Here is a 25,654-nt window from a genome sequence, read left to right on the forward strand (position 1 = left end):
GGAAACCGTCGACGATAACGCGGGCATTCTGGGTTGACGCGGTGGTCTTGCGTTCTTCGCGAGCGAGCTCGCTCCTACAGGTGGTACTGGCAACACGGTTGGGTGACTGATACTGTATAAAAAACCAGTATCGGTAGCCCTCCATGCAATTGATCGAAAAACTCAGCATCCTCGCCGACGCCGCCAAGTACGATGCCTCGTGCGCCAGCAGTGGCGCGCCCAAGCGTAGCTCGGAGGGCAAGGCGGGGCTGGGTTCCACCGATGGCATGGGCATCTGCCACAGCTACACGCCGGATGGGCGCTGTGTGTCGCTGCTCAAGGTGTTGCTCACCAACTTCTGCCTCTACGACTGCCAATACTGCGTCAATCGCCGCTCCAGCGACGTGCCGCGGGCACGCTTCAGCCCGGAGGAGGTGGTCACGCTCACGTTGGATTTCTATCGGCGCAATTGCGTCAGCGGGCTGTTCCTCAGCTCGGGCATCATCCGCTCGGCGGACTACACCATGGAGCAGCTCGTGCGGGTGGCCAAGCTGCTGCGCGAAGAACATGACTTTCGCGGCTATATCCACCTCAAGACCATTCCCGAAGCCGACCCGGCGTTGATCGCCGAGGCCGGGCGGTATGCTGATCGCCTCAGTGTGAATATTGAATTGCCCACCGATGCCAGCCTGCAAACCCTGGCGCCGGAGAAGCAGATCGTCTCGATCAAGCAGGCCATGCAGACCATCTACACCGGCGAACAGACCGTGCTCAACGAACCCCGTGCCCCGCGCTTCGCGCCGGCCGGGCAGAGCACGCAGATGATCGTCGGCGCCGACGACACCGACGACAGCACCATCCTCCACGGGGCCGAGGCGTTGTATGGCAATTTCAAGCTGCGCCGCGTGTATTACTCGGCGTTCAGCCCCATCCCCAACAGCCCGAAAAGCGTGCCCCTGGCCGCGCCGCCGTTGATGCGCGAGCACCGTTTGTACCAGGCGGATTTCCTGCTGCGCAGCTACGGCTTCAGCGCCAATGAACTGTTCGAAGGCCCTGGCCACCTGGCCCTGGATATCGACCCCAAGCTGGCCTGGGCCCTGGAACACCGCGACGTCTTCCCCCTGGACCTGAACCGTGCCGAAGCGACCCTGATCGCCCGTATCCCCGGTATCGGCCTGCGCACCACCCAGCGCCTGGTGGACCTGCGCCGTGAACGCAAGATCCGTTTCGAAGACCTGGCCCGCATGCGCTGCGTGCTGGCCAAGGCCAAGCCATTTTTCATCACCAGCGACTACCACCCGCAACAGGCTGAAAGCACCAGCGTGCTGCTGCGTGAACAACTGCGTGACCGTCCGCAGCCGCAACAAATGGGGTTGTGGGGATGATCAGCCTGGAATGCGGCAACCTGTTCAGTACCTGGCGCGAACAGGCGCGTTGGCTGCTCAGCCATCAGGTCGATCCCAGCCAGGTGAGTTGGGGCGAGGCTGAAGTGGCGGACCTGTTCGCCACCGACGAACCGATCCCCGAGGGGCTGGGGCCGTTCCAGGCGCGGATTCCCAAGGCATTGCTCGAACTGCTGGAAGCCGCCGCCTGTTACCACGGCGAGCAGCGCTGGAGCCTGCTGTATGAGGTGCTGTGGCGGGTCAGCCATGGCGACCGCACGGCAATGCTCGCGGGGGACAAACTGGGCAGCGAACTGCAACGGCGAATCAAGCAGGTCAGCCGCGAGGCTCATCACCTGCATGCGTTCGTGCGGTTTATCGCGGTACCCCAGGAGGCCGGGGCCGAGCTGCCGGAGTACGTGGCCTGGCATGAGCCGGCCCATGACATTCTCCGCAGCGCCAGTCAGCACTTTATCGGGCGCATGGGCCGCCATCGCTGGATGATCGCGACACCGTTGGATGGGGTTTACTACGATGGCGAGCAACTGATCCATCAACGCCAGTGCCCAGAGGCGTGGCAGCAGTTGGCGCAGAATGTCGAGGACCCCCACAGTGCCATGTGGTTGACCTATTACAGCCACATCTTCAACCCGGCGCGGTTGAACCCCAAGGTGATGGAAGGGCATTTGCCAAGCCGGTTCTGGAAGAACTTGCCGGAGGGCAAGTTGATCCCGGGGTTGATCAGCGAGGCGCGGACGGGGAAGCAGAAGGATGGGCAGGCGAGCCTGATTGGGGCAAAGCCGGGTAAGCGCATCTCCAGCGGGCACGCTTAAAAAATGTGGCAGGGAGCTTGTTGTGGCGAGCAGGCTTGCCCTGCGTTGGGCTGCGCAGCAGCCCCATTAAAAACACCGCGTAGTTTCATCGTTTCAGATAAAACTTCCTGGGGCTGCTGCGCAGCCCAACGCAGGGCAAGCCTGCTCGCCACATACAACAGGGCTTGATCCTTATGCCAGTTCAGTGGCGGTGTTCTTGACGATTGCGAGTTCGGGATGTGCCACGAGTTTGTCGATGTGCAACTCATCATTGTTCAACCAGGTCTCGGTCAGCACCCGGTAATGCTCCATATCCCGGCAGCGCATGCGCAGGCTGTAGTCGAACGGCCCGCTGATCAGCTGGCATTCGAACACCTGCGGGCAGGCCTTGACGCAGGCTTCGAAAGCCTTTTGCGCCGAGCGCCCGCTCTGGTTGGACAAGGCCACGAGCACCAGCAGAGACAGCCCTGGCGAGACCATCTGCACATCGATGATCGCCCCATACCCGCGGATCACCCCACGTCGCTCCAGCTTGCGCACCCGCTCCAGGCAGGGCCGGGGAGTGAGGTGGACCAGTGACGAGAGCTTTTCGTAGGTGATACGCCCCTGATGCCGCAGCACGTCGATGATTGCCTCATCGATGCGATCCAGCGCAGGGGAAGAATGGGGTCCGTTGGCCTTGGTATCCATGGGTTTCACTTCAAACGATTGGAAAGAAATTGCTGCAAGCGTTCGCTGTTGGGGTGGTCGAGGATCTCGGCGCCGCCTTGTTCTTCGACCCGGCCCTGATGCAAGAACAGCACTTGGCTGGACACCTGGCGGGCAAAGCCCATTTCGTGGGTGACCATCAACATGGTACGACCTTCCTCAGCCAACGTCTGTATGACTTTGAGGACCTCTCCTACAAGTTCAGGGTCGAGGGCCGAGGTCGGTTCATCGAACAGGATGATTTCCGGCTCCATCGCCAGGGCCCGGGCGATGGCCACGCGCTGCTGTTGACCGCCAGACAGGAACGCCGGGTATTGATCCGCCACCCGGCCAGGCAGGCCGACCTTGTCCAGGTACAGGCGCGCGCGATTTTCCGCCTCGGCGGCGCTCACGCCCAGCACCCGGCGCGGGGCCATGGTGATGTTTTCCAGCACGGTCATGTGGCTCCACAGGTTGAAATGCTGGAACACCATGGCCAGGCGCGTGCGCAGGTTCTGCAATTGCTCCTGGTGCGGTGCGCGGGTACCGGCGCGGCCCTGGCGCATTTCGATGCTGATGCCGTCCAGGGTGATGACCCCGGCATCTGGTTGTTCGAGGAAGTTGATGCAACGCAGCATGGTGCTTTTGCCCGAGCCGCTGGCGCCGATCAGGCTGATCACATCGCCGTTGCGTGCGTTGAGGGACACGCCCTTGAGCACTTCGTGTTCGCCGTAGCGTTTATGGATGCCTTCGACCTGCAGCTTGACGGCAGCCGTGGCCGTTCGTGTAGCGGGGACATCGACAGGATAAGTGGCCAGGGCCTGCGCGGACTGATTCATGGGTTAGCCTCGGGTAGGAACAAGAAAACGCATCCAGCGACGTTCGGCCAGTCGAAACAGGCCCACCAGTGCAAAGGACAGCAGCATGTAGAGCAGGGCAGCGATACCGAAGGCCTGGAACGTCAGGAACGTTTCGGCATTCGCATCGCGGGCCACCTTGAGGATGTCGGCGACGGTGGCGGTGAACGCCAGCGATGTAGCGTGCAGCATCAGGATCATTTCATTGCTGTAGGCCGGCAACGCGCGGCGCAACGCGGCCGGTACCACCACAAACAGGTTCAGGCGCCAGCCATGCAGGCCATAGGCGCGTGCCGCTTCGAGTTCGCCGTGGGGAATATTACGGATCGCCCCGGCGAAGATTTCCACGGTGTAGGCGCAGGTGTTGAGCACGAAGGCCAGCAGGGTGCAGTTCAAGGCATTGCGGAAAAACTGGTTGAGCAGGGCGTTGTCCTGCACCACCTCCAGGCTGTACAGCCCGGTGTAGCAAATCAACAGTTGGATATACAGCGGCGTGCCCCGGAACAGGTAGGTGTACACCTCCACTGGCCAGCGCAGCCAGACGTGTTCCGAGACGCGGGCCAGTGCCAGGGGGATCGACAGGACAAAGCCGAACACCACCGAGATAATGAACAGCCACAGGGTCATGGCGACGCCGGACAAACCCGCGCCATCGCTGAACAGGTAGGCCAGGCCGTATTGCTGGAACAGTTCGATCATCGCGCCATCCCCTTGATGCCGAGGTTGTAGCGCCGCTCGAGGCGCTTGAAGATGCGGTTGGAGAGGGTGGTGATCACCAGGTAGACCAGGCCGGCGAGGATCAGGAAGTACAACGGCTCATTGGTGGTCTTGCCGGCGTTTTGCGCGGCCTTGACCAGGTCCGACAGGCCGATGATCGACACCAGCGCCGTGGACTTGAGCAGCACCAGCCAGTTATTGCCCAGGCCCGGCAGGGCGAAGCGCATCAACTGCGGGAACAGCACCAGGCGAAACCGCTGCCAGCGGCTCAGGCCATAGGCGGTCGCGGCTTCCAGTTGGCCGACCGGCACGCTGAGGATCGCGCCACGGAAGTTTTCGGTGAAATACGCGCCATAAATAAACCCCAGGGTGATCACCCCAGCGGTGAACGGGTCGATTTCGAAGTAGTTCCAGCCGAATACTTCGCTCAGGTCGTTGAGCCACAGTTGCAAGCTGTAGAAGATCAGCAGGATCAGCACCAGGTCCGGCACGCTGCGGATCAGCGTGGTGTAGAGCGTCGCCGGCACGCGCAGCCAGTTGGCGCTGGAGAGCTTGGCACCGGCGGCGACCAGGCCCAGGGTGAGGCTCAGGGCCAGCGCCAGGAGCGCCAGCTTGAGCGTCATCCAGGCACCCTGGGCCAGCATCGGGCCGTAGCCTTGCAAGTTGAGGAGTTCGTTCATGGGGGGATCTCTAAAGGAACGACGCCCTTTTGTAGGAGCGAGCTTGCTCGCGAAGAACTCAAGGGCACCGCGTTAAACCGGATTCGCTGCGTTACCGTTTACGACCTTCGCGAGCAAGCTAGCTCCTACAAGGGCTTTGGCCGGTGGGGCTTACTCGTTGTAGATGTCTTGATCACCGAAGTATTTCTTCTGGATCTGCGCGTAGGTGCCGTCTGCCTGTACAGCGGCGATGCCCTTGTTGATCAGCGCACGCAAGTCCTGGTCGTTCTTGCGCAGGCCCATGGCGATGTCCAGGGGCAGGGTCGGGTCCTTGAAGGCCGGGCCGGTCTTGAAGTCGGCGCCTTCAGGCTTGGACAGGAAGTTGAGCTGGGCTTCGAGCTTGTCGGTCAGGGTGGCGTCGAGGCGGCCGTTCTGCAGGTCGGCGTAGTTCTGTTCCTGGGACTGGTATGCCTTGATCTGCGCGCCGAGCTTGGCCAGTTGGGCACGGGCATAGGCTTCTTGCAGCGAGCCTTGCAGCACACCGACTTGCTTGCCTTTCAACGATTCCGGCGTGTCGCCGAACTCGGCGCTTTTACGGGTGATGACCGAGGTCGGGCTGAGGAACAGGCGGTCGGTGAAGTCGATGACTTTCTCGCGCGCCGGGGTCACCGCCATGGACGACATGATCGCGTCGAACTTGCGCGCACGCAGGGCCGGGATCATGCCGTCGAATTCGTTGTGCACCCAGGTGCATTTGACTTCGAGCTTGGCGCAGATGGCGTTGCCCAACTCGATATCGAAACCTTGCAGGCTGCCATCGGCGGCCACGGATTCAAACGGGGGGTACTCGGGGAATACGCCAAAGCGGATTTCTTTCCAATCCTGGGCGTGGGCGGTGGTGGCGCACAGTGGCAACAGCAACGCAGCGAAGAGTGATCGCAGTGGAGTCATGTGTAAGTCCCTATATTTTGTAATTGATGTCAGGGCAGTCAAAAGGTGAATCGAGTCTTTATTGTTTAGTGCAGCTTTGTGGTCATTCGGCTTCTTGTGGGGAGCCCACTTGTTGTGGCGAGCGGGCTTGTCCCGCGTTGGGCTGCGTAGCAGCCCCAAGCCATTCTCCGCGTTTTTACAGACACGACGCGGCGTTTTTATTGGGGCTGCTGCGCAGCCCAACGCGGGGCAAGCCCGCTCGCCACAGAGAATGCTTCATGGTGGTGCGTTTTTTGTGTCGTTTACCCCGTGCTCAAAGCGCAAATTGCGCTGTTAAAACAAGCAATGCAGCGGAATCGGCTGTAGCACCCTATGAATCGGCTTTTCAGTCCTGGAAATCCGGCCTGCCCTGGGCGCAAAGCGGCAGGCCAGAGCGGTCTCAGGCGCGCTTTTTGTGCTGTGCACGAGGTTGTTGGGCCAGGCGCGCGAACAGGTCTTTCGGGTCGGCCAGGTCGGGTACCAGTTCCAGCTCGCTGCCGACATCCAGCGCCTTGGCGACGTCGAGCACGTAGCGCAGGGCGGAGTAGTCTTCGATGGCAAACCCCACCGAGTCGAACAGGGTGACCTGGCGCGCATTTTCACGGCCGGGCTGCTGGCCGTTGATCACCTGCCACAACTCGGTCACCGGCGAGTCTTCCGGCATGTGCTGGATTTCACCTTCGATGCGGCTTTGCGGTTCGTATTCGACGATCACCCGGGCGCGCTCGACGATGCGTCGGTCCAGCTCAGTCTTGCCTGGGCAGTCGCCGCCCACGGCATTAAGGTGCATGCCGGGTTCGATCATCTCGTCGGTGAGGATGGTGGCGTAGGCTTTGTCGGCGGTGACGGTGGTGACGATATCCGCACCTTTGACGGCCTCGGCCACGCTGCCGGCCAGGATCACCTTGATTGCCGGGAACGCCTTGAGGTTGGTGGCCAGCTTGGCGGTGGCCCTGGCGTCGATGTCGAACAGGCGGATCTCGTTGATGCCGAGCATCGCGTGGAAGGCCAGGGCCTGGAATTCGCTCTGGGAGCCGTTGCCGATCAACGCCATGCTGCGGCTGTTGTCGCGGGCCAGGTAGCGGGCCACCAGGGCTGAGGTGGCGGCGGTACGAATCGCGGTGGTCAGGGTCATCTCCGCCAGCAGCACCGGTTTACCGGTGTCCACGTCGCCCAGGGCTCCAAAGGCCATCACGGTAAGCATGCCGGCCAGGGTGTTCTTCGGGTGGCCGTTGACGTATTTGAAGGCGTACAGCGAGGCGTCGGACACCGGCATCAACTCGATCACGCCATCTGGCGAGTGGTTGGCCAGGCGTGCGCATTTCTCGAAGTCCTGCCAGCGCAGGTAGTCGGCGCGGATGTACTCGGCCATCTCGGTGATGCAGGTTTGCAGGCCTTTTTGCGAAACCAGGTAGCTGAGGTCGTTGACGTCGATATAACGGGTCATGGCAAGACTCCTTATTGAAATGAGGGACGGGCGGGCAGATGCACTTCTGCCAGCATGCAGCGGGCACTGCCGCCGCCGATGCGTTCGATGTTGTCGATGTTCACCACCACCGGCCGTGTGTGGCGCTCCACATGCTGGCGCTGGGCCGGTTGCAGCGCGCTCCAGGCACTGGCAGACATCACCAGCAGCGGCTGGCCGTCGCGGTCGTGGACTTCGAGCATGTTGCCGGCGAATGCCTCGAGCTGGTCGAAGTCGAGGCCGAGGATGTCTTTGCCGGTGTCGCGCAGCGAGCGTTCCAGGGCCTGGCGTTCGTTGGCATCGGGCAGCGCTTGCAGGCACACCACCGCGAGGTCGCGGCCGACACTCATCATCACGTTGCTGTGGTAGATCGGCGCATGGTGCCGGTCGACGGCGTGGAACACGCAGAGTTGATAGTCGAGACGTTCGGCGAACTGGCGCAGGGCGGCGTGGTGGGTGCGCCCGGAATGGCAGGCGTAGCTGATACGGTGCTGACGGTCGAGCACCATGCTGCCGGTGCCTTCGAGGAAGATGTTTTGTTGTTCGAGGTGGCTGAGGTCGATGGTGTCCTTGATCGCAAAGCGCTGCTCCAGCACTTGCAGCACACCCTTGTTGCGCTCCAGTCGGCGGTTCTGGCCTTCCATCGGGTACAGCACCAGGCTGCCATCGGCGTGGCTGCTCCACCAGTTATTGGGAAAGATCGAGTCGGGGGTGTGGGGCGCCGGGGTGTCCTGCACCACCAGTACTTCCACGCCGTGCTGGCGCAGGGTGTCGACGTAGCCGTCGAACTCTTCCAGCGCTTTCTGCTGTGCACCGAGCGGGTCGAGGGGCGCACGTTGGAAGCGGTTGTTGATCGCGGTGTCCGGGTTGAAGGCAAAGCGCGCCGGGCGAATCATCAGGACGGTGTTGGTGGTTTGCATGGGTGCACGAATCCATGGGGTGAGCTGTGGGGCTATTTTGTGGCTTGTGCGGTATGAATCCCGGCTGAAACAACGGGGCGGCTCAGCCGGGAAAGCTGAAAAGGGGGGTAGGGCAGCCGAATCGGCTGCCGGGGGGTGGAATGCGGTCAAAATGTGGGAGTGGGCGGTGCGACGATTCGACTGGCCCCCGATAGCAATCTTTCGGTTACAGGTTATCTGACTGGCACACCGCTATCAGGGGCAAGGCCCCTCCCACATTGGTACAGTGGCGACTGTTATAACGCCGTCAGCCAGGAGGAACCATGTCTACCGTCGTTCGTCTCGCCCAATCCGCCGATGCCGAAGGGATCAGCCAGGTCATCCTCGCGGCTTTGCACAGCAGCAATGCGCGGGATTATCCGGTGGAGGTGATTGCGCGGGTGGCCAGCAACTTCACGCCGGATGCGGTGCTGGACCTGCTCAAGCGCCGTGTGGTGCTGGTGGCGGTGCAGGACTCGGTGATCGTCGCCACGGCGGCCTTGGATGGAAATGTGGTGCGCTCGGTGTTCGTCAACCCGGCACTGCACGGGCAGGGCATTGGTCGGCTGCTGATGATTGAAATCGAACTGCGCGCGCGGGACGCGGGGGTGACGACGCTGAGTGTGCCGTCCTCGCTGACCGCCGAGCCGTTCTACACCAAGCTGGGCTTTCACACGGTACGCGATGTCTACCACGGCAATGAGCGCACGTTGGTGATGGAAAAGGCGCTGTTGTCGCGCCATCCCATCGGGCCATATCGCGACCGCCAGCATCGGGCGCAGGTGGTGGCGTTATGGCAGGAGGCGTTTGGTTATGACACGGCGCATAACCTGCCGACCTTGGCGATCGATAAGAAACTGGCGGTCAATGACGGGCTGTTTTTCGTGGCGACGGACAAAAAAACCGTGATCGGGACGATTCTTGCCGGCTACGACGGCCATCGCGGCTGGCTGTACTCGGTGGCCGTGCACGCCGACTATCGGCGTCATGGCCTGGGTTCCTCGCTGGTGCGGCATGCGGAACAGGCACTGACGGCCCTGGGCTGCATGAAGATCAACCTGCAGATCACCAGTGGCAATGATGCGGTGGCGGGGTTTTACGAGGCGCTGGGGTATGGGGTGGAGCCGAGGATCAGCATGGGCAAGAAGATTGTCGAGAATATCCCGAAGGATTCTTGAATACACTGGAGAGCAAATGTGGGAGGGGGCTTGCCCCCGATGGCGGAGTGTCAGCCCGTACAGTTTTAACTGATGCACCGCCATCGGGGGCAAGCCCCCTCCCACAGGGTATTGCAGTGTTGCTGGCTTAGACTTTTACGATCCAACCCTCTGGCGCTTCGACGTCGCCGGTCTGCACACCAGTCAGCTCTTTGTAGAGCTTCTGGGTGATCGGGCCGACTTCGGTCTCGCTGTAGAACACGTGCAGCTTGCCGTTGTACTGGATACCGCCGATCGGCGAGATCACGGCGGCAGTCCCGCAGGCGCCGGCTTCCTTGAAGTCCGACAGTTTGTCGATGAACACTTCGCCCTCGATCACTTCCAGGCCCAGGCGGGTCTTGGCCAGTTCGATCAGCGACAGGCGGGTGATGCCTGGCAGCACCGAAGGCGACTTCGGTGTGATGAACTTGTTGTCGTGGGTGATCCCGAAGAAGTTGGCCGAGCCGACTTCCTCGATTTTCGAGTGGGTCATCGGGTCCAGGTAGATCGCGTCGGCAAAACCGGATTTCTTCGCTTCCGAGCCCGGCATCAGGCTGGCGGCGTAGTTGCCACCGACCTTGGCGGCCCCGGTGCCCTGTGGCGCGGCGCGGTCGAAGGTGGAGATCTGGAAGTTGTGCGGCACCAGGCCGCCCTTGAAGTAGGCGCCGACCGGGATGCAGAACACCGAGAAGATGAACTCCGGCGCGGTACGCACGCCGATGTTGTCACCGGTACCGATCACGAACGGGCGCAGGTACAGCGCGCCGCCGCTGCCGTACGGCGGGATGAACCGCTCGTTGGCCTTGACCACTTGTTTGCACGCGTCGATGAACGCGTCGGTCGGGACGTGCGGCATCAGCAGGCGCGCGCAACTGCGCTGCATGCGCGCGGCGTTCTGGTCCGGACGGAACAGGTTGATCGAGCCGTCCTTGCAGCGGTAGGCCTTGAGGCCTTCGAAGCACTGCTGACCGTAGTGCAGGGCCGTGGAGCCCTCGCTGATGTGCAGCACGTTGTCGTCGGTCAGGGTGCCGGCTTGCCATTCGCCGTTTTTCCAGACCTGGAGAAACCGCTTGTCGGTCTTGATGTAGTCAAAACCCAGCTTGTCCCAATTGATGCTTTCGTTACCCATGACACCCTCTATCTTTGGTCAAGTCGGTTTTTTTCTGAATGGGCGCAACAATACTGCATTCTTGGCTTGTGTGGGAGCCACTGGGTGGACGCCTTCAGCCTCTGTATTGACCGATCCACCGCTATCGGGGGCAAGCCCCCTCCCACATTTGGCATGCATTCCCCTGTGGGAGGGGCTTGCCCCCGATGGCCTCACTGCGGTTTTACAGGTGCAACGCGTGGCCCAATGCCCGCAGTGCCGCTTCCTGCACCGCCTCACCGAGCGTCGGATGGGCATGGATAGTGCCCGCCACGTCTTCCAGGCGCGCGCCCATTTCCAGGCTCACGCCGAACGCGGCGGACAGCTCGGACACGCCGGCACCGACCGCTTGCCAGCCGACAATCAGATGATTGTCCCGTCGTGCCACCACCCGCACGAAGCCGGTTTTCGACTCCAGGGTCATCGCGCGGCCGTTGGCGGCAAACGGGAAACTCGACACGATGCAGTCCAGGCCGGCGGCCTTGGCTTCATCGGGCGTCTTGCCGACCACCACCAGTTCCGGGTCGGTAAAGCACACCGCCGGGATCGCCGCCGGGTTGAATTCGCGGTGTTGACCGCTGATCAGTTCCGCGACCATCTCGCCCTGGGCCATGGCCCGGTGCGCCAGCATCGGCTCGCCGCTCAGGTCGCCGATCGCCCACACATTGTGCATGCTGGTCTGGCAACGGTTGTTGATCCTGATCGCCGCGCCATTCATCTCCAGGTCCAGCGCCTCGAGGTTCCAACCCTGGGTATTGGGTTTGCGACCGACGGCGACCAATACCTGGTCGGTCACCAGTGACAAGGTGTCGCCATTCGGGTCGCGCACTTGCAGGTGGTTGTGTTCGAAGCCGGTGACGCTGTGCTTGAGGTAGAGCTTCACTCCCAGTTGCTTGAGGGACTCAGCCACCGGTTGGGTCAGTTCGGCGTCATAGGCGGGCAGGATGCGCTCCTGCGCCTCCACCACGCTGACTTCGGCGCCGAGCTTGCGGTAGGCAATGCCCAGCTCCAGGCCGATATAGCCACCGCCCACCACAATAAGGCGCTTGGGCACGCGGGTCGGCGCCAGGGCTTCGGTGGAGGAGATGATCGGCCCGCCAATCGGCAGCATCGGCAGGTTGACGCTTTTCGAGCCGGTGGCCAGCAACAGGTGTTCGCACTGGATACGCTGGTCGCCGACGTCGACGGTCTTGCCGTCCACCACCTTGGCCCAGCCGTGGATCACCTGCACCTTGTGTTTCTTCAGCAGCGCGGCAACGCCAGTGGTCAGGCGATCGACAATGCCGTCTTTCCATTCCACGCTTTTGCGGATGTCCAGGGTCGGCACATCCACTTCGATGCCCAACTGGGAACCCTGGCTGTGGTGGATGGTTTGCTGGAATTGTTCGGCCACATGGATCAGGGCCTTGGACGGAATGCAGCCGATATTCAGGCAAGTACCGCCCAATGCCTGGCCTTCGACCAGAATGGTCGGGATGCCCAACTGGCCGGCGCGAATGGCGGCCACATAACCGCCGGGGCCGCCGCCGATAATCAGTAGGGTGGTATGCAGTGTTTGAGTCATGCCCTTACTCCAGGAACAGGCTGGCGGGTTGTTCGAGCAAGCCGCGAATGGCCTGGATGAATTGTGCCGCGTCCATGCCATCGACCACTCGGTGATCGAAGGAGCTGGAGAGGTTCATCATCTTGCGGATCACGATTTGGCCCTTGATCACCATCGGCCGTTCGACGATGCGGTTGACGCCGACGATGGCCACTTCCGGCAGGTTCAGCACCGGGGTGCTGACGATACCGCCCAAGGCACCCAGGCTGGTCAGGGTAATGGTCGACCCCGACAGTTCGTCGCGGCTGGCCTTGCCATTGCGCGCGGCGGTGGCCAGGCGCGCGATTTCCTCGGCATTGCCCCACAGGCTGCGCGCCTCGGCGTGACGCACCACCGGCACCATCAGCCCCACATCGCTCTGCGTCGCGACGCCCACGTGTACGGCGCCAAGGCGGGTGATGACCTGGGCTTCGTCGTCGTACCGCGCATTGATCTGCGGGAACTCCCGCAATGCCACGACCATGGCGCGCACGATGAATGGCAGCAGGGTCAGCTTGCCGCGTGTCGCACCGTGCTTCTCATTGAGGTGTACACGCAATTCGTCCAGGGCGGTGACGTCGATCTCTTCCACATAGCTGAAATGCGCGGCGCGGCGGGTGGCATCCTGCATGCGCTGGGCGATCTTGCGGCGCATGCCGATCACCGGGATCTGTTCTTCGTCGTTGCGTTCGGCGTAGGGGTTGGCGGCAGCGGACGCTTTCAGCGAACCCTGCAGCAAGTAGGCGTCCAGGTCTTCGTGCAGGATCCGGCCGGCAGGGCCCGTGCCCTGGACCAGGCGCAGCTGGATACCCGCATCCAACGCATGCTTGCGCACGGCGGGGGAGGCCAGTGGGCGTTCATTGGCATCGCGAGCCACGGGGGCGTGTGGCGCCACGGCCGGCTTGGCTGCCGGCTTGCTTTCCACCACCGGGGCCGCCTTGGCTTCAACCACCGGCGCGGCTTTCACCGGTGCCGCGGTGGCCGACGCATCCTTGGTATTGCCTGCGCCTTCCACTTCAATGCTGATCAAGACACTGCCCACGGCCATGACTTCACCCGGCTCGCCGCCGAGGGCAATCACCCTGCCATGGACCGGCGAGGGAATATCCACCATCGCCTTGTCGGTCATCACATCCGCCAGCACCTGGTCTTCGACCACCATATCGCCGACCTTCACATGCCAGGCCGACAGTTCAACTTCCGCAATGCCTTCGCCAATGTCCGGCATCTTGATAACGTGCGTGCCCATTCAGACCTCCATGACCCGTTTCAACGCCGCGCCCACTCGGGACGGACCTGGGAAATACGCCCATTCCTGCGCGTGCGGGTAGGGGGTGTCCCAACCGGTGACGCGTTCGATCGGCGCTTCCAGGTGGTGGAAGCAATGTTCCTGCACCAGCGCCACCAATTCGGCGCCGAAGCCGCAGGTACGGGTGGCTTCATGCACCACCACGCAACGGCCGGTCTTTTTCACCGACTTGACGATGGTTTCCAGGTCCAGCGGCCACAGGCTGCGCAGGTCGATGACCTCGGCGTCGATGCCGGTCTCCTCGGCGGCGACTTGCGACACATACACGGTGGTGCCGTAGGTCAGCACGGTCACGGCCGAGCCTGGGCGCACGATGGCGGCCACATCCAGCGGCACGGTGTAGTAACCGTCCGGCACTTGTGCCTGCGGGTGTTTCGACCACGGCGTGACCGGGCGGTCGTGGTGGCCATCGAACGGGCCGTTGTACAGGCGCTTGGGCTCCAGGAAGATCACCGGGTCATCGTTTTCGATCGAGGCAATCAGCAGGCCCTTGGCGTCATACGGGTTGGACGGCATCACCGTGCGCAGGCCGCAGACCTGGGTGAACACCGCTTCGATGCTCTGGCTGTGGGTCTGGCCGCCGTAGATACCGCCGCCGCAGGGCATGCGCATGGTCAGCGGTGCGGTGAACTGGCCGGCCGAGCGATAACGCAGGCGCGCGGCTTCCGAGATGATCTGGTCGGTGGCGGGGTAGACGTAGTCGGCGAACTGGATTTCTGCCACCGGGCGCAGGCCGTAGGCACCCATGCCCACCGCCACGCCGATAATGCCGCTTTCCGAGATCGGTGCGTCGAACACCCGCGAACTGCCGTATTTGCTCTGCAGGCCTTCGGTGCAACGGAACACGCCGCCGAAATAACCGACGTCCTGGCCGAATACCACCACGTTATCGTCACGCTCAAGCATCACATCCATGGCCGAGCGCAGGGCCTGGATCATGGTCATGGTGGTGGTGGTCATGGCGGTTTCCAATTCGATGCTGTTGTTGTGATCGTTCATGTCAGACCCCCAGCTCTTGACGCTGGCGCTTCAAGTGCTCCGGCATCTCTTTATAGACGTCTTCGAACATGGTCGAGGCGCTCGGAATCTGGCCACCGGCGAGGGTGCCGTACTGTTCGGCTTCTTTCTGCGCGGCGATCACCTCGGCTTCAAGTTCGGCACTGACCGCCGCGTGTTCCTCTTCGGACCACTGGCCAATCTTGATCAGGTGCTGCTTGAGGCGGGCAATCGGGTCACCCAGGGGGAAGTGGCTCCAGTCGTCGGCAGGGCGGTACTTGGACGGATCATCCGACGTGGAATGCGGGCCGGCGCGATAGGTAACCCATTCGATCAGGGTTGGCCCGAGGTTGCGGCGCGCACGCTCGGCAGCCCAGGCGGAGGCGGCATACACCGCGATAAAGTCGTTGCCATCCACGCGCAGGGAGGCGATGCCGCAACCGACGCCGCGTCCGGCGAAGGTGGTGGCTTCACCGCCGGCAATCGCCTGGAAGGTGGAGATCGCCCACTGGTTGTTGACCACGTTGAGAATCACCGGCGCGCGGTACACGTGGGCGAAGGTGAGCGCGGTGTGGAAGTCCGATTCGGCGGTGGCGCCGTCTCCGATCCAGGCGGAGGCGATCTTGGTATCGCCCTTGATTGCCGAGGCCATGCCCCAGCCCACGCCCTGTACGAATTGGGTGGCGAGGTTACCGGAAATAGTGAAGAAACCTGCGTCCTTGACCGAGTACATGATCGGCAGTTGGCGGCCCTTGAGCGGATCGCGCTCGTTGGACAGCAGTTGGCAGATCAGGTCCACCAGCGGTACGTCGCGGGCCATCAGGATGCTTTGCTGGCGGTAGGTGGGGAAGCACATGTCGTCGATGTTCAAGGCCAGGGCCTGGGCGCTGCCGATGGCTTCTTCGCCGAGGCTCTGCATGTAGAACGACATTTTCTTCTGACGCTGGGCGACCACCATGCGGTTGTCGAAGATCCGCGTCTTGAGCATGGCGCGCATGCCGCGCCGAAGGACCTCGACAGGCACCCCTTCGGCCCATGGGCCCAGGGCCTGGCCCTGGTCGTCGAGCACGCGGATCAGGCCCTTGGCCAGGTCGGCGGTGTCGGCGGGTTCTACGTCGATGGCGGGTTTGCGCACCAGGCCGGCGTCGGTCAGGCGCAGGTAGGTAAAGTCGGTCTTGCAGCCTGGGCGGCCCGAGGGTTCGGGAACGTGCAGGCGCAGTGGTGCATACGGCTGGTTCATGGCTTTCTACGCTCGATCTTGTGAATTTCTTGTAGTGGGCGCGCTAGCTGACAGTCAGTCTTCGGGTAGAAGAAATCTTGTCCTACAACAATCATAGGCTCGGCGTAGAAGAATATTTATCTCTGTTTCGTTGCGCTCCGGCTCATTTGCGGATAAAAAAACTGCATAAACATAATAAACAGGTGATTTTGTCTCATGCGCAAACTGGACCGTACCGATATCGGCATTCTCAACGCCCTGCAGGAGAATGCGCGCATCACCAACGCCGACCTCGCCCGTTCGGTCAACCTGTCACCCACGCCGTGCTTCAACCGGGTCAAGGCGATGGAGGAACTGGGCCTGATCCGTGACCAGGTCACCCTGCTGGATGCCGATTTGCTGGGGCTGCACGTGAACGTGTTTATCCACGTCAGCCTGGAAAAACAGAACGAGATGGCCTTGCAGCAATTCGAAGGGGCGATTTCCGACCGGCCCGAGGTGATGGAGTGCTATTTGATGGCCGGTGACCCCGACTATTTGATCCGCGTGCTGGTGCCAACGATCCAGTCACTGGAGCGCTTCATGATGGACTTCCTGACCAAAGTGCCGGGGGTGGCGAATATTCGCTCAAGCTTTGCGCTCAAACAGGTGCGTTACAAGACCGCGTTGCCACTGCCACCGGATGGGTTGATGGTCTGATACCAACAGGTGATAAGACTCACCACTTTGATAGTTAGCTAGATAACTAAAGTAGTTGTTTTATTATTTCCAGCTATAAATAAAAAATTGCTTAATCAGTCACGTATTTTTCACATCCGTTTCAACACATTAGCACCCATCAGGCCGTGAAGTCCGCGGCCCAGGAAAGGGGTGAGCCGCGATGTCCATGAGAGCCTTGAAGTTGAACTTTCGTACCACGTTATGTTTTGGCGTGGTGTGCCTTCTACTGTTGATACAAGGGGCCATGACGCTGATAAAAGTCGACAAAGTTTATTCGTCGACTGTCGATATAGAAACTAACTGGCTGCCCAGTATTCGCCTGGGCGGTGAGATAGATGCGGCGTTTTACAAGCTGCGTCTTGATCTGCGTCGTTTTGCCATGGAAAGCGACCACCAGGACCCCGCGTCCCTTGAGAAACTCAAAAGCATTCGTGCCGCCGCGCTTGAAGTTGCCGAGCGCTATGCACCGTTAGTGTCGGGCCCCGAGGAAGAAGCCAAGTACAAGCAGGCAATGAGCGGGATCAAGAACTACGTCCAGAAAACCGATGAGTTTCTTGCGCAAGTCTCCACCTTGTCCCCTGAGCAGATGTCGACTTACTTGCGTGACGTCAACGGGCCTATTGCGCTTGAAGTGCAACGCTCCATCAGCGAACTGATCGAGTTGAATGCCCGCGGCTCCAGCCAGGCGGTGCAAGTTGCCTCCGGTGAGTATCAAGCTGCGCGTCTGTTTACCTGGCTACTGATGATCGGCTCAGTGCTGCTCACCCTCGTGGTTGCGCGTTTGTTTACCCGCAGCATTATCATGCCGGTACGTGAATTGTTGGTGTCGACCGGCAAAATTGCCGACGGCGATTTGCGTGTCGCCATCGCCGTCAACGGCAATGACGAGTTGACCGAGTTACAACGCTCGACCGCGTCCATGCAAATGAACCTGAAAAGCACCTTGCAGCATATTTCTGAGGCGTCCGGGCAGTTGGCCTCGGCTGCGGAAGAGATGAGCGCCATTACCCGCGAGTCCAGTGCAGGGATTGAACGCCAAAGCATGGAGACGGATCAGGCGGCCACGGCGGTTAACGAGATGACGGCGGCGGTGGAAGAAGTGGCGCGCAATGCGGTTTCGGCTTCCCAGTCGACGCAAGACTCCCAGCGCTCGGCCAAAGTTGGCCATGAGCGGGTGACGCAAACCATCGCCTCGATCGAGAAACTCAGCGCCACGGTGCAGCAGACCGGTATCGAAGTCGAAGGGTTGGCCAAGCAGGCGCAGGACATCGCCCGGGTGGTTGAAGTCATTCGCTCGATTGCCGAGCAAACCAACCTGCTGGCCTTGAACGCGGCCATTGAAGCCGCCAGGGCAGGGGAGCAGGGGCGGGGCTTTGCGGTGGTGGCCGACGAAGTGCGGGCACTGGCCCATAGAACGCAAACCTCGACCCAGGAAATCGAGCAGATGATTGCGAAAATCCAGACGTGCTCCAGTGACGCGGTGTCTTCCATGGCCCTCAACCGCAACGAAGCGCTGGACTCGTTGAAGATCGCCCATGAAGCGGGCCTGGCCATTACTCAGATCACCGAGGCCATCACGGATATCAATGACCGTAACCTGTTGATTGCGACCGCCTCCGAGGAGCAGGCCCACGTGGCCCGGTCCGTGGACCAGAACCTGATCAGTATTCGCGATCTTTCCATCCAGAGTTCGTCGGCGGCCGGTCAGACCTCGATCGCCAGCCAAGAGCTGTCGAGGCTGGCGGTGGACCTCAAGCAGATCGTGTCGAAATTTGCCGTAGCCTGATCACACCTGCGAAATACCCCCGGAGCATGCAACGGCATGGACGCCACGCAGGATGGCTTTAGAGCTGATTCAACGGAATCTTCAGGTACACCACCCCATTCCCCTCCGCTGGCGGCATATTGCCCGCTCGCACATTCACCTGGATCGCCGGCAACAACAGCGTGGGCATCCCAAGGCCCGCATCGCGCTGGGTACGCATCGCCACAAACGCCGCTTCGTCCACCCCGTCATGCACATGAATATTCCCCGCGCGCTGCTCGGCCACGGTGGTCAGGCATTGGGCCGCGCGGCCCTCGGGCGGGTAGTCATGGCACACGTACAGCCGGGTCTGGGGTGGGAAGGCCAGGAGTTTGCGCATCGACGCATACAACTGGCGCGCATCGCCGCCGGGGAAGTCACAGCGGGCGGTGCCGACATCCGGCATGAACAGGGTGTCGCCCACTAGGATCAACTGGTCGTCGATCAGGTAGGCCATGTCCGCTGGCGTATGCCCGGGGACGTGCAGGGCCTGGGCCTTCAGAGAGCCGATATGGAACACCTCATCCGGCGCAAACAGGTGATCGAACTGCGAACCGTCGACGCGAAATTCCGGCTCCAGATTGAACAGGTTCTTGAACACGTCCTGCACCTTGCTGATGCACTGGCCAATGGCGATCTTGCCGCCCAGTATCCGCCGCAAGTACGGCGCGGCAGACAGATGGTCCGCATGGGCGTGGGTCTCCAGCAGCCACTGCACCTGCAGGTGATGTTCGCGCACAAAAGCAATCACCTTATCGGCCTGGGCGGTGTCGGTGCGTCCGGACGCCGGGTCGTAGTTGAGCACCGAGTCGACGATGGCGCAGGCGCTGCCATCGGTTTCATAGACGACGTAGGTGTAGGTCGACGATGCCTCGTCCAGAAAGGCTTGAATCAACGCTGGCATGGCGGCTGTCCCCGGTGAGGAAAAAAGTGATTACAATCAGTTTACATTTACACATAATGTTTTGAGCTTAAGTGAGAGAAAGGACCCGCGGCAAATGGAATCTACTCTGAGTGAAGGCGAAGTCGCCCAGTTGCGCGCGTCGGCGTCCAAGGCGTGTTCCTTGCTCAAGGCCCTGGCCAACGAGGATCGCTTGTTGATCCTGTGCCAGTTGACCCAGGGGGAGCGCAATGTCGGCGAGCTGGAAACCATGACCGGTGTGCGCCAGCCCACGCTGTCACAACAGTTGGGCATCCTGCGCGACGAAGGGCTGGTGTCGACCCGCCGCGAAGGTAAATACATCTTCTACGGCCTGGCCAGCCACGAAGTGATCCAAGTGATGAAGACCTTGTCCGGTCTTTACTGCGGCGCGGTCATGAAAAGCTGGGCGTGAGGCCATACGGCAGCGACCCTTGTGTGCATGACGATAAGAAAGGCGATCGACCATGAATGACCAACACTGGGGACCGACCATCAGTGGCGATATCGTTGTCACCGGCGGTTCGGCAGGCATTGGCCTGCTCAAGGGCCGTGAGTGGCAGACCCGTCTGACCAAGGTGGATTGAATGCTGCTGGCCAGTCTTTTGGGGATGTTGATGGGCCTGGTCATGGGCCTGACCGGTGCCGGTGGTGGCATCCTCGGGGTGCCGGCGTTGGTACTGGGCCTGGGGTTGAGCATGACCCAGGCCGCGCCGGTGTCGTTGCTTGCCGTGGGCGCGGCGGCGGCGGTCGGGGCGATCGATGGGTTGCGCCACGGCCTGGTCCGTTATCGCGCCGCGTTGTTGATCGCCTTGCTCGGTGCGCTGTTTTCACCCTTGGGCGTATTTCTCGCCCACCAAATGCCCGAGCCACTGCTGATGGGCCTGTTCAGTGCGCTGATGGTGCTGGTGGCCTGGCGCATGCTGCAGCGCGAAAAGGTCGAGACCGGCCCGAGTGACCATGGCGCCGCGTCCTGGGGCCAGAAAAACTGCATGCTCGACCAGCAGACCGGGCGCCTGGCCTGGACCGCCAAATGCAGCGCGACCTTGGCCGCGTTGGGCGCGGTGACCGGTGCCGTGTCGGGCCTGCTTGGGGTCGGCGGTGGCTTTCTGATCGTGCCGGCGTTCAAGCAACTGACCGATGTGCAGATGCGTGGCATCGTCGCCACCTCGTTGATGGTGATCAGCCTGATCTCGTTGATCGGTGTGGCGGGCGCCATGCAGGCCGGTGTGAGCATCGAAGCGGTGGGCTGGGTGTTTATCGGCGCGAGCATCGTCGGCATGCTCATCGGCCGGCGCCTGTGTGCGCATATCCCTGCGCGTACCTTGCAAGTGGGGTTCGCCAGCCTGTGTGTCCTGGTGGCCCTCGGCATGTTGGTCAAGGCCGGTCTTACGTCCTAAGTGCCGGGCCTGTCTCCGGGCCCGTCTTACGCCCCATTTGCCGGGCTCCCCCGGCCCGCCCAAAGCACCCACAAATCACGGCCAAGGCAGCGTAGGCCGGGGCCTGGCATCTTTCGATAATCGCCTCCGACATCACGTCCCTGTTGCGGAGCGCACCATGCATAACAATAAGAACCTCCCCCTGCGTCTGTTACCTGCTTTTATTCTCAGCCTCGGGCTCAGCCCGTTCGCCGATGCGGAAATCATGCTGTATGACAAAGACGACACGACCTTTTCCACCGATGGCTACATCAACGCCTTCTACGTCAACAGCAAGGTGGACCGCGCCGGAGACCAATACGATCGGCGCCAGGCGCGGGTGAAGATGGGCTTCTTGCCCAACTACCTGGGCTTCAACATGAGCAAGCAGGCTGACGACCTCAAGCTCGGCGCCCGCGCATCGTTCTGGGTGACCATCAACGACAGCGAAACCAATGGCACCGACACCGCCATCGACGTGCGCCAGTTCTACGGCACCGTGGCCAACCCGGAGTGGGGCGAGGTGCTGATCGGCAAGGATTTCGGCCTGTTCGCGCGCTCCAATATCCTGCTCGATGAGCTGCTCGCGGGCTACGGCCAGGTCAGCGACAGCCTCGGCCTGGTGGATGGCGGCGGGGTGTCGTTCGGCAATATCGGCAGCGGCTACCCGTACCCATTCCCCACCTCGCAGATCACCTACCGCACCCCGGTGATGGATGGCCTACGCATTGCCGTGGGCATCCTCGACCCGGTGGATACCAACGACAGCAGCCCCCAAGGCAAGGCCTACCAGAAGAACCCGCGCACCGAGAGCGAGGTCACCTACCAGTTCGACCTCGGCGGGGCGAAAATCTACAGCTGGCTCAACGGCAGCTACCAGACCTCCGACAACACCGACTCGACCGTGGCGTCCGTCACCTCCAAGGGCCTGGGCTATGGCGTGCAGGCGAAAATGGGCGGCCTGTCCCTGACCGGCTCGGGCTTCCAGGCCAAGGGCATCAACCCGTTCTTCACCAACAATGCCGGCGAGGCGACCCTGCGTAATGTCGACAGCAACGGCTACCTGCTCCAGGGCTCGTACAAGCTGGGCAAGAACCGCCTGGCGTTGTCCTATGGCAAGACCCAGGACGACGGCAACGGCGTGGTGGGCAGCGGCGCGGATTATGAGACCCGGGGCATTGCACTGTTCCACGACGTGAATGCCAACCTGAAGCTGGTGGCCGAGTACAACCAGTTCCAGATCAAGGGGCATGACACCCGCGCGCAGAATGAAGACACCGACACCTTCGCCGTCGGAGCCGTGCTCACCTGGTAACCCCTGCACTGCAATCCAACTGGAGGGGCGGTGCGATACCGTGAAACTTCATCCCATCGCATCCCCCCACCCAGTACCCAAGTAGCATAGGTCCCGCCCCCCGCCCTTCGTACACTCATGCCTCAGAGGGGGAACCAACGATGCACAACAGTGAAGGCGTAGTCAGTGCCATGTCCCAGGCGATCGATGCCAGGCAGGCCGCCGAGGAATTGGCCGAGCAACTGCTGCATCCATACCTGGGCTTCGTGCTGTTTTTCTGCTCAGCCTCCTACGATCTACAGGCCCTGGGCCAGGCCCTGCAACAGTGCTTCGGCAGCGTACGGGTGGTGGGCTGCACCAGTGCCGGCGAGATCACGCCTGAAGGCTATGGCCGTAATTGCGTCACGGCAATAGGCTTTAACCACGCGCACTTTTCCATCGCCACCGAATTGATCGACCAGGTGGAACACTTCAGCCTGATCGACGCCCAGCAGATGGTCGAACGTCTCGTGGGCGGCTGTCGCAGCAACACCCTGGCGCCGATCAAGGGCAATACCTTCGCCCTGACCTTGCTCGATGGTTTGTCCAGTCGTGAAGAAATGGTGCTCGCCGCCCTCAGTGCCGCGCTTGGCGACATTCCGCACTTCGGCGGTTCGGCCGGTGACGACAACTTCCTCACCCACACTCACGTGTACTTCAACGGCGCCTTCCACAGTGGTGCGGCGGTGGTGGTGCTGGTCAATACCTGGCTGGATTTCGAGGTCTTCACCACTCACCACATTCTGCCGCGCAGCGAAAAGCTGGTGGTGACCGGCGCCGACAGCCCGTCGCGCCGCGTCTTCGAACTCAACGCCGAACCCGCCGCCGAAGAATACGCGCGGCATATCGGCGTGGCCGTGGCCGACCTCGACCACCGTATCTTCGCTGCCCACCCGCTGGCGGTGCGTATCCATGACCAGTACTACGTGCGGGCGATCCAGCAGGTGCATGACGACCTGAGCCTGAGTTTCTACTGTGCGGTGGAAAACGGCATCGTGCTCACCGTGATGAAGCCGGGGCCGATCCTGCCGAACCTGGAAAACCTGTTCGACGGCCTGCAATCGCGTCTTGGCGACTTGCTGCTGACCATTGGTTGCGACTGCTTCCTGCGGCGCCTGGAGCTGGAAGACAGCGACAACCTCGAACAAATCGGCTGCTTTCTGCGTGACCATCGGGTGATGGGGTTCAACACCTACGGAGAACAGTTCAATGGCATGCATATCAACCAAACCTTCACCGGCGTCGCCATTGCCCGAGGTCGAGCTCCTGGATCGCACTGAACTGTTGGCCGAGGTGGCGCGACTGCGCCAGGACAACCACAAGCTGGCGCGGATCAATGCGGCGTTGATCGAGCGTATCGAGTCCGGCGTGACCCAGGGCAATGACCCGTACACCACCTTCCAGCATTCGGTGGTGCTGGCCGAACAAGTGCGCGAGCGCACCGACGCACTGAACCAGGCGATGGCCGAACTGCGCGCCAGCAACCATTTGTTGATCAACGCCCGGCTGCGCGCCGAAACGCTGCGGCGGGAACAGGCCGCCGCGCAAAAAGCCCAGGAAAGCGAGCGCTGGATTCGCCTGATCACCGACCATGTGCCGGCCCTGATCGGCTACCTGAATGCCGACCTGGTGTATGAGTTCACCAACAAAGTCTACGAAGAATGGTACTGCTGGCCACGGGGCATGATGCTCGGGCAGAGCCTGCGCGAAGTGCACAGCGAACAGCACTGCCAGCGCCTGGATGCGTATGTCGCTCGCGCGCTGGCGGGGGAGAGCGTGACCTTCGAATTCGCTGAAACCAATATCAAGAACCAGGAGCGCTACATGCTGCGCTCCTACGTGCCCAACCGCCTGGCCAATGGCGAAGTGGTGGGGATTTTCGTGCTGATCCGCGACATCACCGAACGCCGCCGCACCGCCGAAGCCTTGCATCAGGCTTACCTGCATCTGGAGCAGCGCGTCGCCCAGCGCACCTCGGAGCTGACCTCGCTCAACGACCAACTGCTGCGCGAGATCGACGAGCGCCGCCGGGTGGAGTCACGCCTGCGTGAAGCCAAGCTGGAGGCGGAACAGGCCAACCTGTCGAAAACCAAATTCCTCGCCGCCGTCAGCCACGACCTGCTGCAACCGCTGAACGCCGCGCGGCTGTTCACCGGTGCCTTGCTCGAACGCCGCGAGCCCCAGGCCAATGAAACCCTGGTGCGCAACGTGAGCAATTCCCTGGAAGACGTGGAAAACCTGCTGGGTACCCTGGTGGATATCTCCAAGCTGGACGCCGGGGTGATCAAGGCCGATATCGCCCCGTTTGCCTTGAGCGAGTTGCTCGACAACCTGGCTGTGGAATACACCGAACTGGCCCGCAGCGAAGGTTTGGCGTTGCACTTTATCGGCTGTTCGGCGCTGGTGCGCAGCGATATCCAGCTGCTTGCGCGTATCCTGCGCAACCTGTTGAGCAATGCGATTCGCTACACCTATCAGGGGCGCATCGTGCTCGGTTGCCGGCGTCAGCACCAGCGTTTGTCGATCCAGGTGTGGGACAGCGGCATGGGCATTGCCGAGGAGCGCCTGGAGGAGATTTTCCAGGAGTTCAAGCGCGGTGATGTGCAGCGGCGCGATCAGGACCGCGGGTTGGGCCTGGGGCTGGCGATCGTGGAGAAGATCGCCGGGATACTCGGCCATCGCATCACCGTCAAATCCTGGCCGGGCAAGGGCTCGATGTTCTCGGTGGAGGTGCCGTTAAGCGCCACTGCTCCGCGTTCATTGCCCATGCCGGCGATGACCGAGCCGATGCTCGAACGCCTGCAAGGCGCGCGGGTGTGGGTGCTGGATAACGATGCGGCCATTTGCGCGGGCATGCGCACCTTGCTCGAAGGCTGGGGGTGCAGCGTGATCACCGCACTGTCGGAGCAGGACCTGGCGCGCCAGGTGGATAACTACCATGCCGAGGCGGACCTGTTGATCGCCGACTACCACCTGGACGATGAGCAGAACGGTGTCGACGCCGTGGCACGCATCAACGCCCGGCGCGCCAGCCCGATCCCGGCGATGATGATCACCGCCAACTACAACAACGAGCTGAAGCTACAGATCCGCGAACTGGGGCACACCTTGATGCATAAGCCGGTGCGGCCGATGAAGCTCAAGACTGCCATGAGCCACCTGCTCGGCAAGTGAACCCCGAAACCCCATCAAATGCAGATCAAAATGTGGGAGGGGGCAAGCCCCCTGGTGTTGTGTCAGGAAGCTCAGGAGTACGAGGCCGGTGCGGGCCACCTGCCCGGCAAGCGAACCCCGAAATCCCATCAAATGCAGATCAACCTGTGGGAGGGGGCTTGCCCCCGATAGCGGTGTGTCAGTCAACTTTTATGTCACTGACCCACTGCCATCGGGGGCAAGCCCCCTCCCACCTTTGATTGGTGTTGTGTCAGGAAGATCAGTGGTGTGGGTACGAGGCCGGTGCGGGCTACCTGCTCGGCAAGTGAACCCCGAAACCCATCAAATGCAGATCAACCTGTGGGAGGGGGCTTGCCCCCGATAGCGGTGTGT

Annotated in this window: 23 protein-coding genes; 10 read left to right on the plus strand and 13 right to left on the minus strand. The window is 61.8% G+C overall.

Annotated elements, in window-relative coordinates:
* Window positions 1-143: 143 nt before the first annotated feature.
* A complete protein-coding gene (locus tag ACODSV_RS24965; protein WP_024076349.1) occupies window positions 144-1,364 on the plus strand; it encodes a putative DNA modification/repair radical SAM protein in 1,221 nt (406 codons plus the stop codon).
* Window positions 1,361-2,194, plus strand: a complete 834-nt coding sequence (locus ACODSV_RS24970; protein WP_150056056.1) for a TIGR03915 family putative DNA repair protein — start codon at window positions 1,361-1,363, stop codon at window positions 2,192-2,194. Before ACODSV_RS24965 ends, ACODSV_RS24970 begins: the two co-directional genes overlap by 4 nt.
* A 171-nt stretch (window positions 2,195-2,365) precedes the next feature.
* Here the strand turns inward: ACODSV_RS24970 and ACODSV_RS24975 are convergent, their stop codons facing one another.
* The 7 genes from ACODSV_RS24975 to ctlX form a co-directional block, all read right to left on the minus strand.
* Window positions 2,366-2,863 carry an Lrp/AsnC family transcriptional regulator gene (locus tag ACODSV_RS24975; protein WP_041160970.1) on the minus strand — a complete coding sequence of 166 codons (498 nt, stop codon included), beginning with the start codon at window positions 2,861-2,863 and terminating at the stop codon, window positions 2,366-2,368.
* 5 nt (window positions 2,864-2,868) lie between these two features.
* Window positions 2,869-3,699 carry an ABC transporter ATP-binding protein gene (locus tag ACODSV_RS24980; RefSeq protein WP_454844118.1) on the minus strand — a complete coding sequence of 277 codons (831 nt, stop codon included), beginning with the start codon at window positions 3,697-3,699 and terminating at the stop codon, window positions 2,869-2,871.
* A gap of 3 nt (window positions 3,700-3,702) precedes the next feature.
* Window positions 3,703-4,416 (minus strand): ABC transporter permease, encoded by a 714-nt coding sequence (locus tag ACODSV_RS24985; protein WP_024076345.1) that lies wholly within the window; start codon window positions 4,414-4,416, stop codon window positions 3,703-3,705.
* Entirely contained in the window at window positions 4,413-5,114 is a 702-nt protein-coding gene (locus ACODSV_RS24990) for an ABC transporter permease (protein ID WP_024076344.1), read from the minus strand. Before ACODSV_RS24990 ends, ACODSV_RS24985 begins: the two co-directional genes overlap by 4 nt.
* A 150-nt stretch (window positions 5,115-5,264) precedes the next feature.
* A complete protein-coding gene (locus ACODSV_RS24995) occupies window positions 5,265-6,044 on the minus strand; it encodes an ABC transporter substrate-binding protein (protein ID WP_024076343.1) in 780 nt (259 codons plus the stop codon).
* Window positions 6,045-6,462: 418 nt separating this feature from the next.
* Window positions 6,463-7,509, minus strand: coding sequence for an ornithine cyclodeaminase (ocd, locus tag ACODSV_RS25000; RefSeq protein WP_069076569.1), 1,047 nt, complete (start codon window positions 7,507-7,509; stop codon window positions 6,463-6,465).
* A gap of 11 nt (window positions 7,510-7,520) precedes the next feature.
* The gene (gene ctlX / locus ACODSV_RS25005; protein ID WP_024076341.1) at window positions 7,521-8,447 is read right to left on the minus strand and encodes a citrulline utilization hydrolase CtlX; all 927 of its coding nucleotides are present in this window, start codon (window positions 8,445-8,447) and stop codon (window positions 7,521-7,523) included.
* A gap of 302 nt (window positions 8,448-8,749) precedes the next feature.
* On the opposite strand from ctlX, the gene ACODSV_RS25010 reads away from it, so the two are divergent.
* On the plus strand, window positions 8,750-9,643 hold the full coding sequence (locus ACODSV_RS25010) for a GNAT family acetyltransferase (protein ID WP_150095619.1): 894 nt from the start codon (window positions 8,750-8,752) through the stop codon (window positions 9,641-9,643).
* Between the two features lie 127 nt (window positions 9,644-9,770).
* Here ACODSV_RS25010 and ACODSV_RS25015 read toward each other — a convergent pair whose 3' ends face one another.
* The 5 genes from ACODSV_RS25015 to ACODSV_RS25035 all read right to left on the minus strand — a co-directional run bounded on the left by ACODSV_RS25015 (window position 9,771) and on the right by ACODSV_RS25035 (window position 15,935).
* Window positions 9,771-10,790: a branched-chain amino acid aminotransferase gene (locus ACODSV_RS25015; protein ID WP_024076339.1), complete on the minus strand. Its 1,020-nt coding sequence runs from the start codon at window positions 10,788-10,790 to the stop codon at window positions 9,771-9,773.
* Window positions 10,791-10,992: 202 nt separating this feature from the next.
* Entirely contained in the window at window positions 10,993-12,372 is a 1,380-nt protein-coding gene (gene lpdA, locus ACODSV_RS25020) for a dihydrolipoyl dehydrogenase (RefSeq protein ID WP_150095183.1), read from the minus strand.
* A gap of 4 nt (window positions 12,373-12,376) precedes the next feature.
* Window positions 12,377-13,639, minus strand: coding sequence for a dihydrolipoamide acetyltransferase family protein (locus tag ACODSV_RS25025; RefSeq protein ID WP_150055653.1), 1,263 nt, complete (start codon window positions 13,637-13,639; stop codon window positions 12,377-12,379).
* A complete protein-coding gene (locus tag ACODSV_RS25030; protein WP_024076336.1) occupies window positions 13,640-14,698 on the minus strand; it encodes an alpha-ketoacid dehydrogenase subunit beta in 1,059 nt (352 codons plus the stop codon).
* A 1-nt stretch (window position 14,699) separates the two neighbouring features.
* The gene (locus ACODSV_RS25035) at window positions 14,700-15,935 is read right to left on the minus strand and encodes a 3-methyl-2-oxobutanoate dehydrogenase (2-methylpropanoyl-transferring) subunit alpha (protein ID WP_150095184.1); all 1,236 of its coding nucleotides are present in this window, start codon (window positions 15,933-15,935) and stop codon (window positions 14,700-14,702) included.
* Window positions 15,936-16,130: 195 nt separating this feature from the next.
* Between ACODSV_RS25035 and ACODSV_RS25040 the strand changes: the two genes are divergently transcribed.
* A complete protein-coding gene (locus ACODSV_RS25040) occupies window positions 16,131-16,613 on the plus strand; it encodes an Lrp/AsnC family transcriptional regulator (RefSeq protein WP_150055655.1) in 483 nt (160 codons plus the stop codon).
* A 187-nt stretch (window positions 16,614-16,800) separates the two neighbouring features.
* Complete coding sequence (locus tag ACODSV_RS25045) at window positions 16,801-18,420, plus strand: methyl-accepting chemotaxis protein (RefSeq protein WP_371858352.1); 1,620 nt, start codon at window positions 16,801-16,803, stop codon at window positions 18,418-18,420.
* 58 nt (window positions 18,421-18,478) lie between these two features.
* Here ACODSV_RS25045 and ACODSV_RS25050 read toward each other — a convergent pair whose 3' ends face one another.
* Entirely contained in the window at window positions 18,479-19,342 is an 864-nt protein-coding gene (locus ACODSV_RS25050; protein WP_024076333.1) for an MBL fold metallo-hydrolase, read from the minus strand.
* A 94-nt stretch (window positions 19,343-19,436) separates the two neighbouring features.
* On the opposite strand from ACODSV_RS25050, the gene ACODSV_RS25055 reads away from it, so the two are divergent.
* The 5 genes from ACODSV_RS25055 to ACODSV_RS25075 all read left to right on the plus strand — a co-directional run bounded on the left by ACODSV_RS25055 (window position 19,437) and on the right by ACODSV_RS25075 (window position 25,282).
* Window positions 19,437-19,772: an ArsR/SmtB family transcription factor gene (locus tag ACODSV_RS25055; protein ID WP_024076332.1), complete on the plus strand. Its 336-nt coding sequence runs from the start codon at window positions 19,437-19,439 to the stop codon at window positions 19,770-19,772.
* Window positions 19,773-19,944: 172 nt separating this feature from the next.
* Window positions 19,945-20,757, plus strand: coding sequence for a sulfite exporter TauE/SafE family protein (locus ACODSV_RS25060; protein ID WP_024076330.1), 813 nt, complete (start codon window positions 19,945-19,947; stop codon window positions 20,755-20,757).
* Window positions 20,758-20,914: 157 nt separating this feature from the next.
* The gene (locus ACODSV_RS25065) at window positions 20,915-22,090 is read left to right on the plus strand and encodes a porin (protein ID WP_069076573.1); all 1,176 of its coding nucleotides are present in this window, start codon (window positions 20,915-20,917) and stop codon (window positions 22,088-22,090) included.
* 140 nt (window positions 22,091-22,230) lie between these two features.
* Window positions 22,231-23,388, plus strand: a complete 1,158-nt coding sequence (gene nosP / locus ACODSV_RS25070; RefSeq protein ID WP_150055656.1) for a nitric oxide-sensing protein NosP — start codon at window positions 22,231-22,233, stop codon at window positions 23,386-23,388.
* Window positions 23,318-25,282 (plus strand): PAS domain-containing hybrid sensor histidine kinase/response regulator, encoded by a 1,965-nt coding sequence (locus tag ACODSV_RS25075; protein ID WP_024076327.1) that lies wholly within the window; start codon window positions 23,318-23,320, stop codon window positions 25,280-25,282. The genes nosP and ACODSV_RS25075 overlap by 71 nt, the downstream gene beginning before the upstream one ends.
* Window positions 25,283-25,654: the final 372 nt, after the last annotated feature.

This window comes from Pseudomonas sp. FG86, assembly GCF_057808775.1.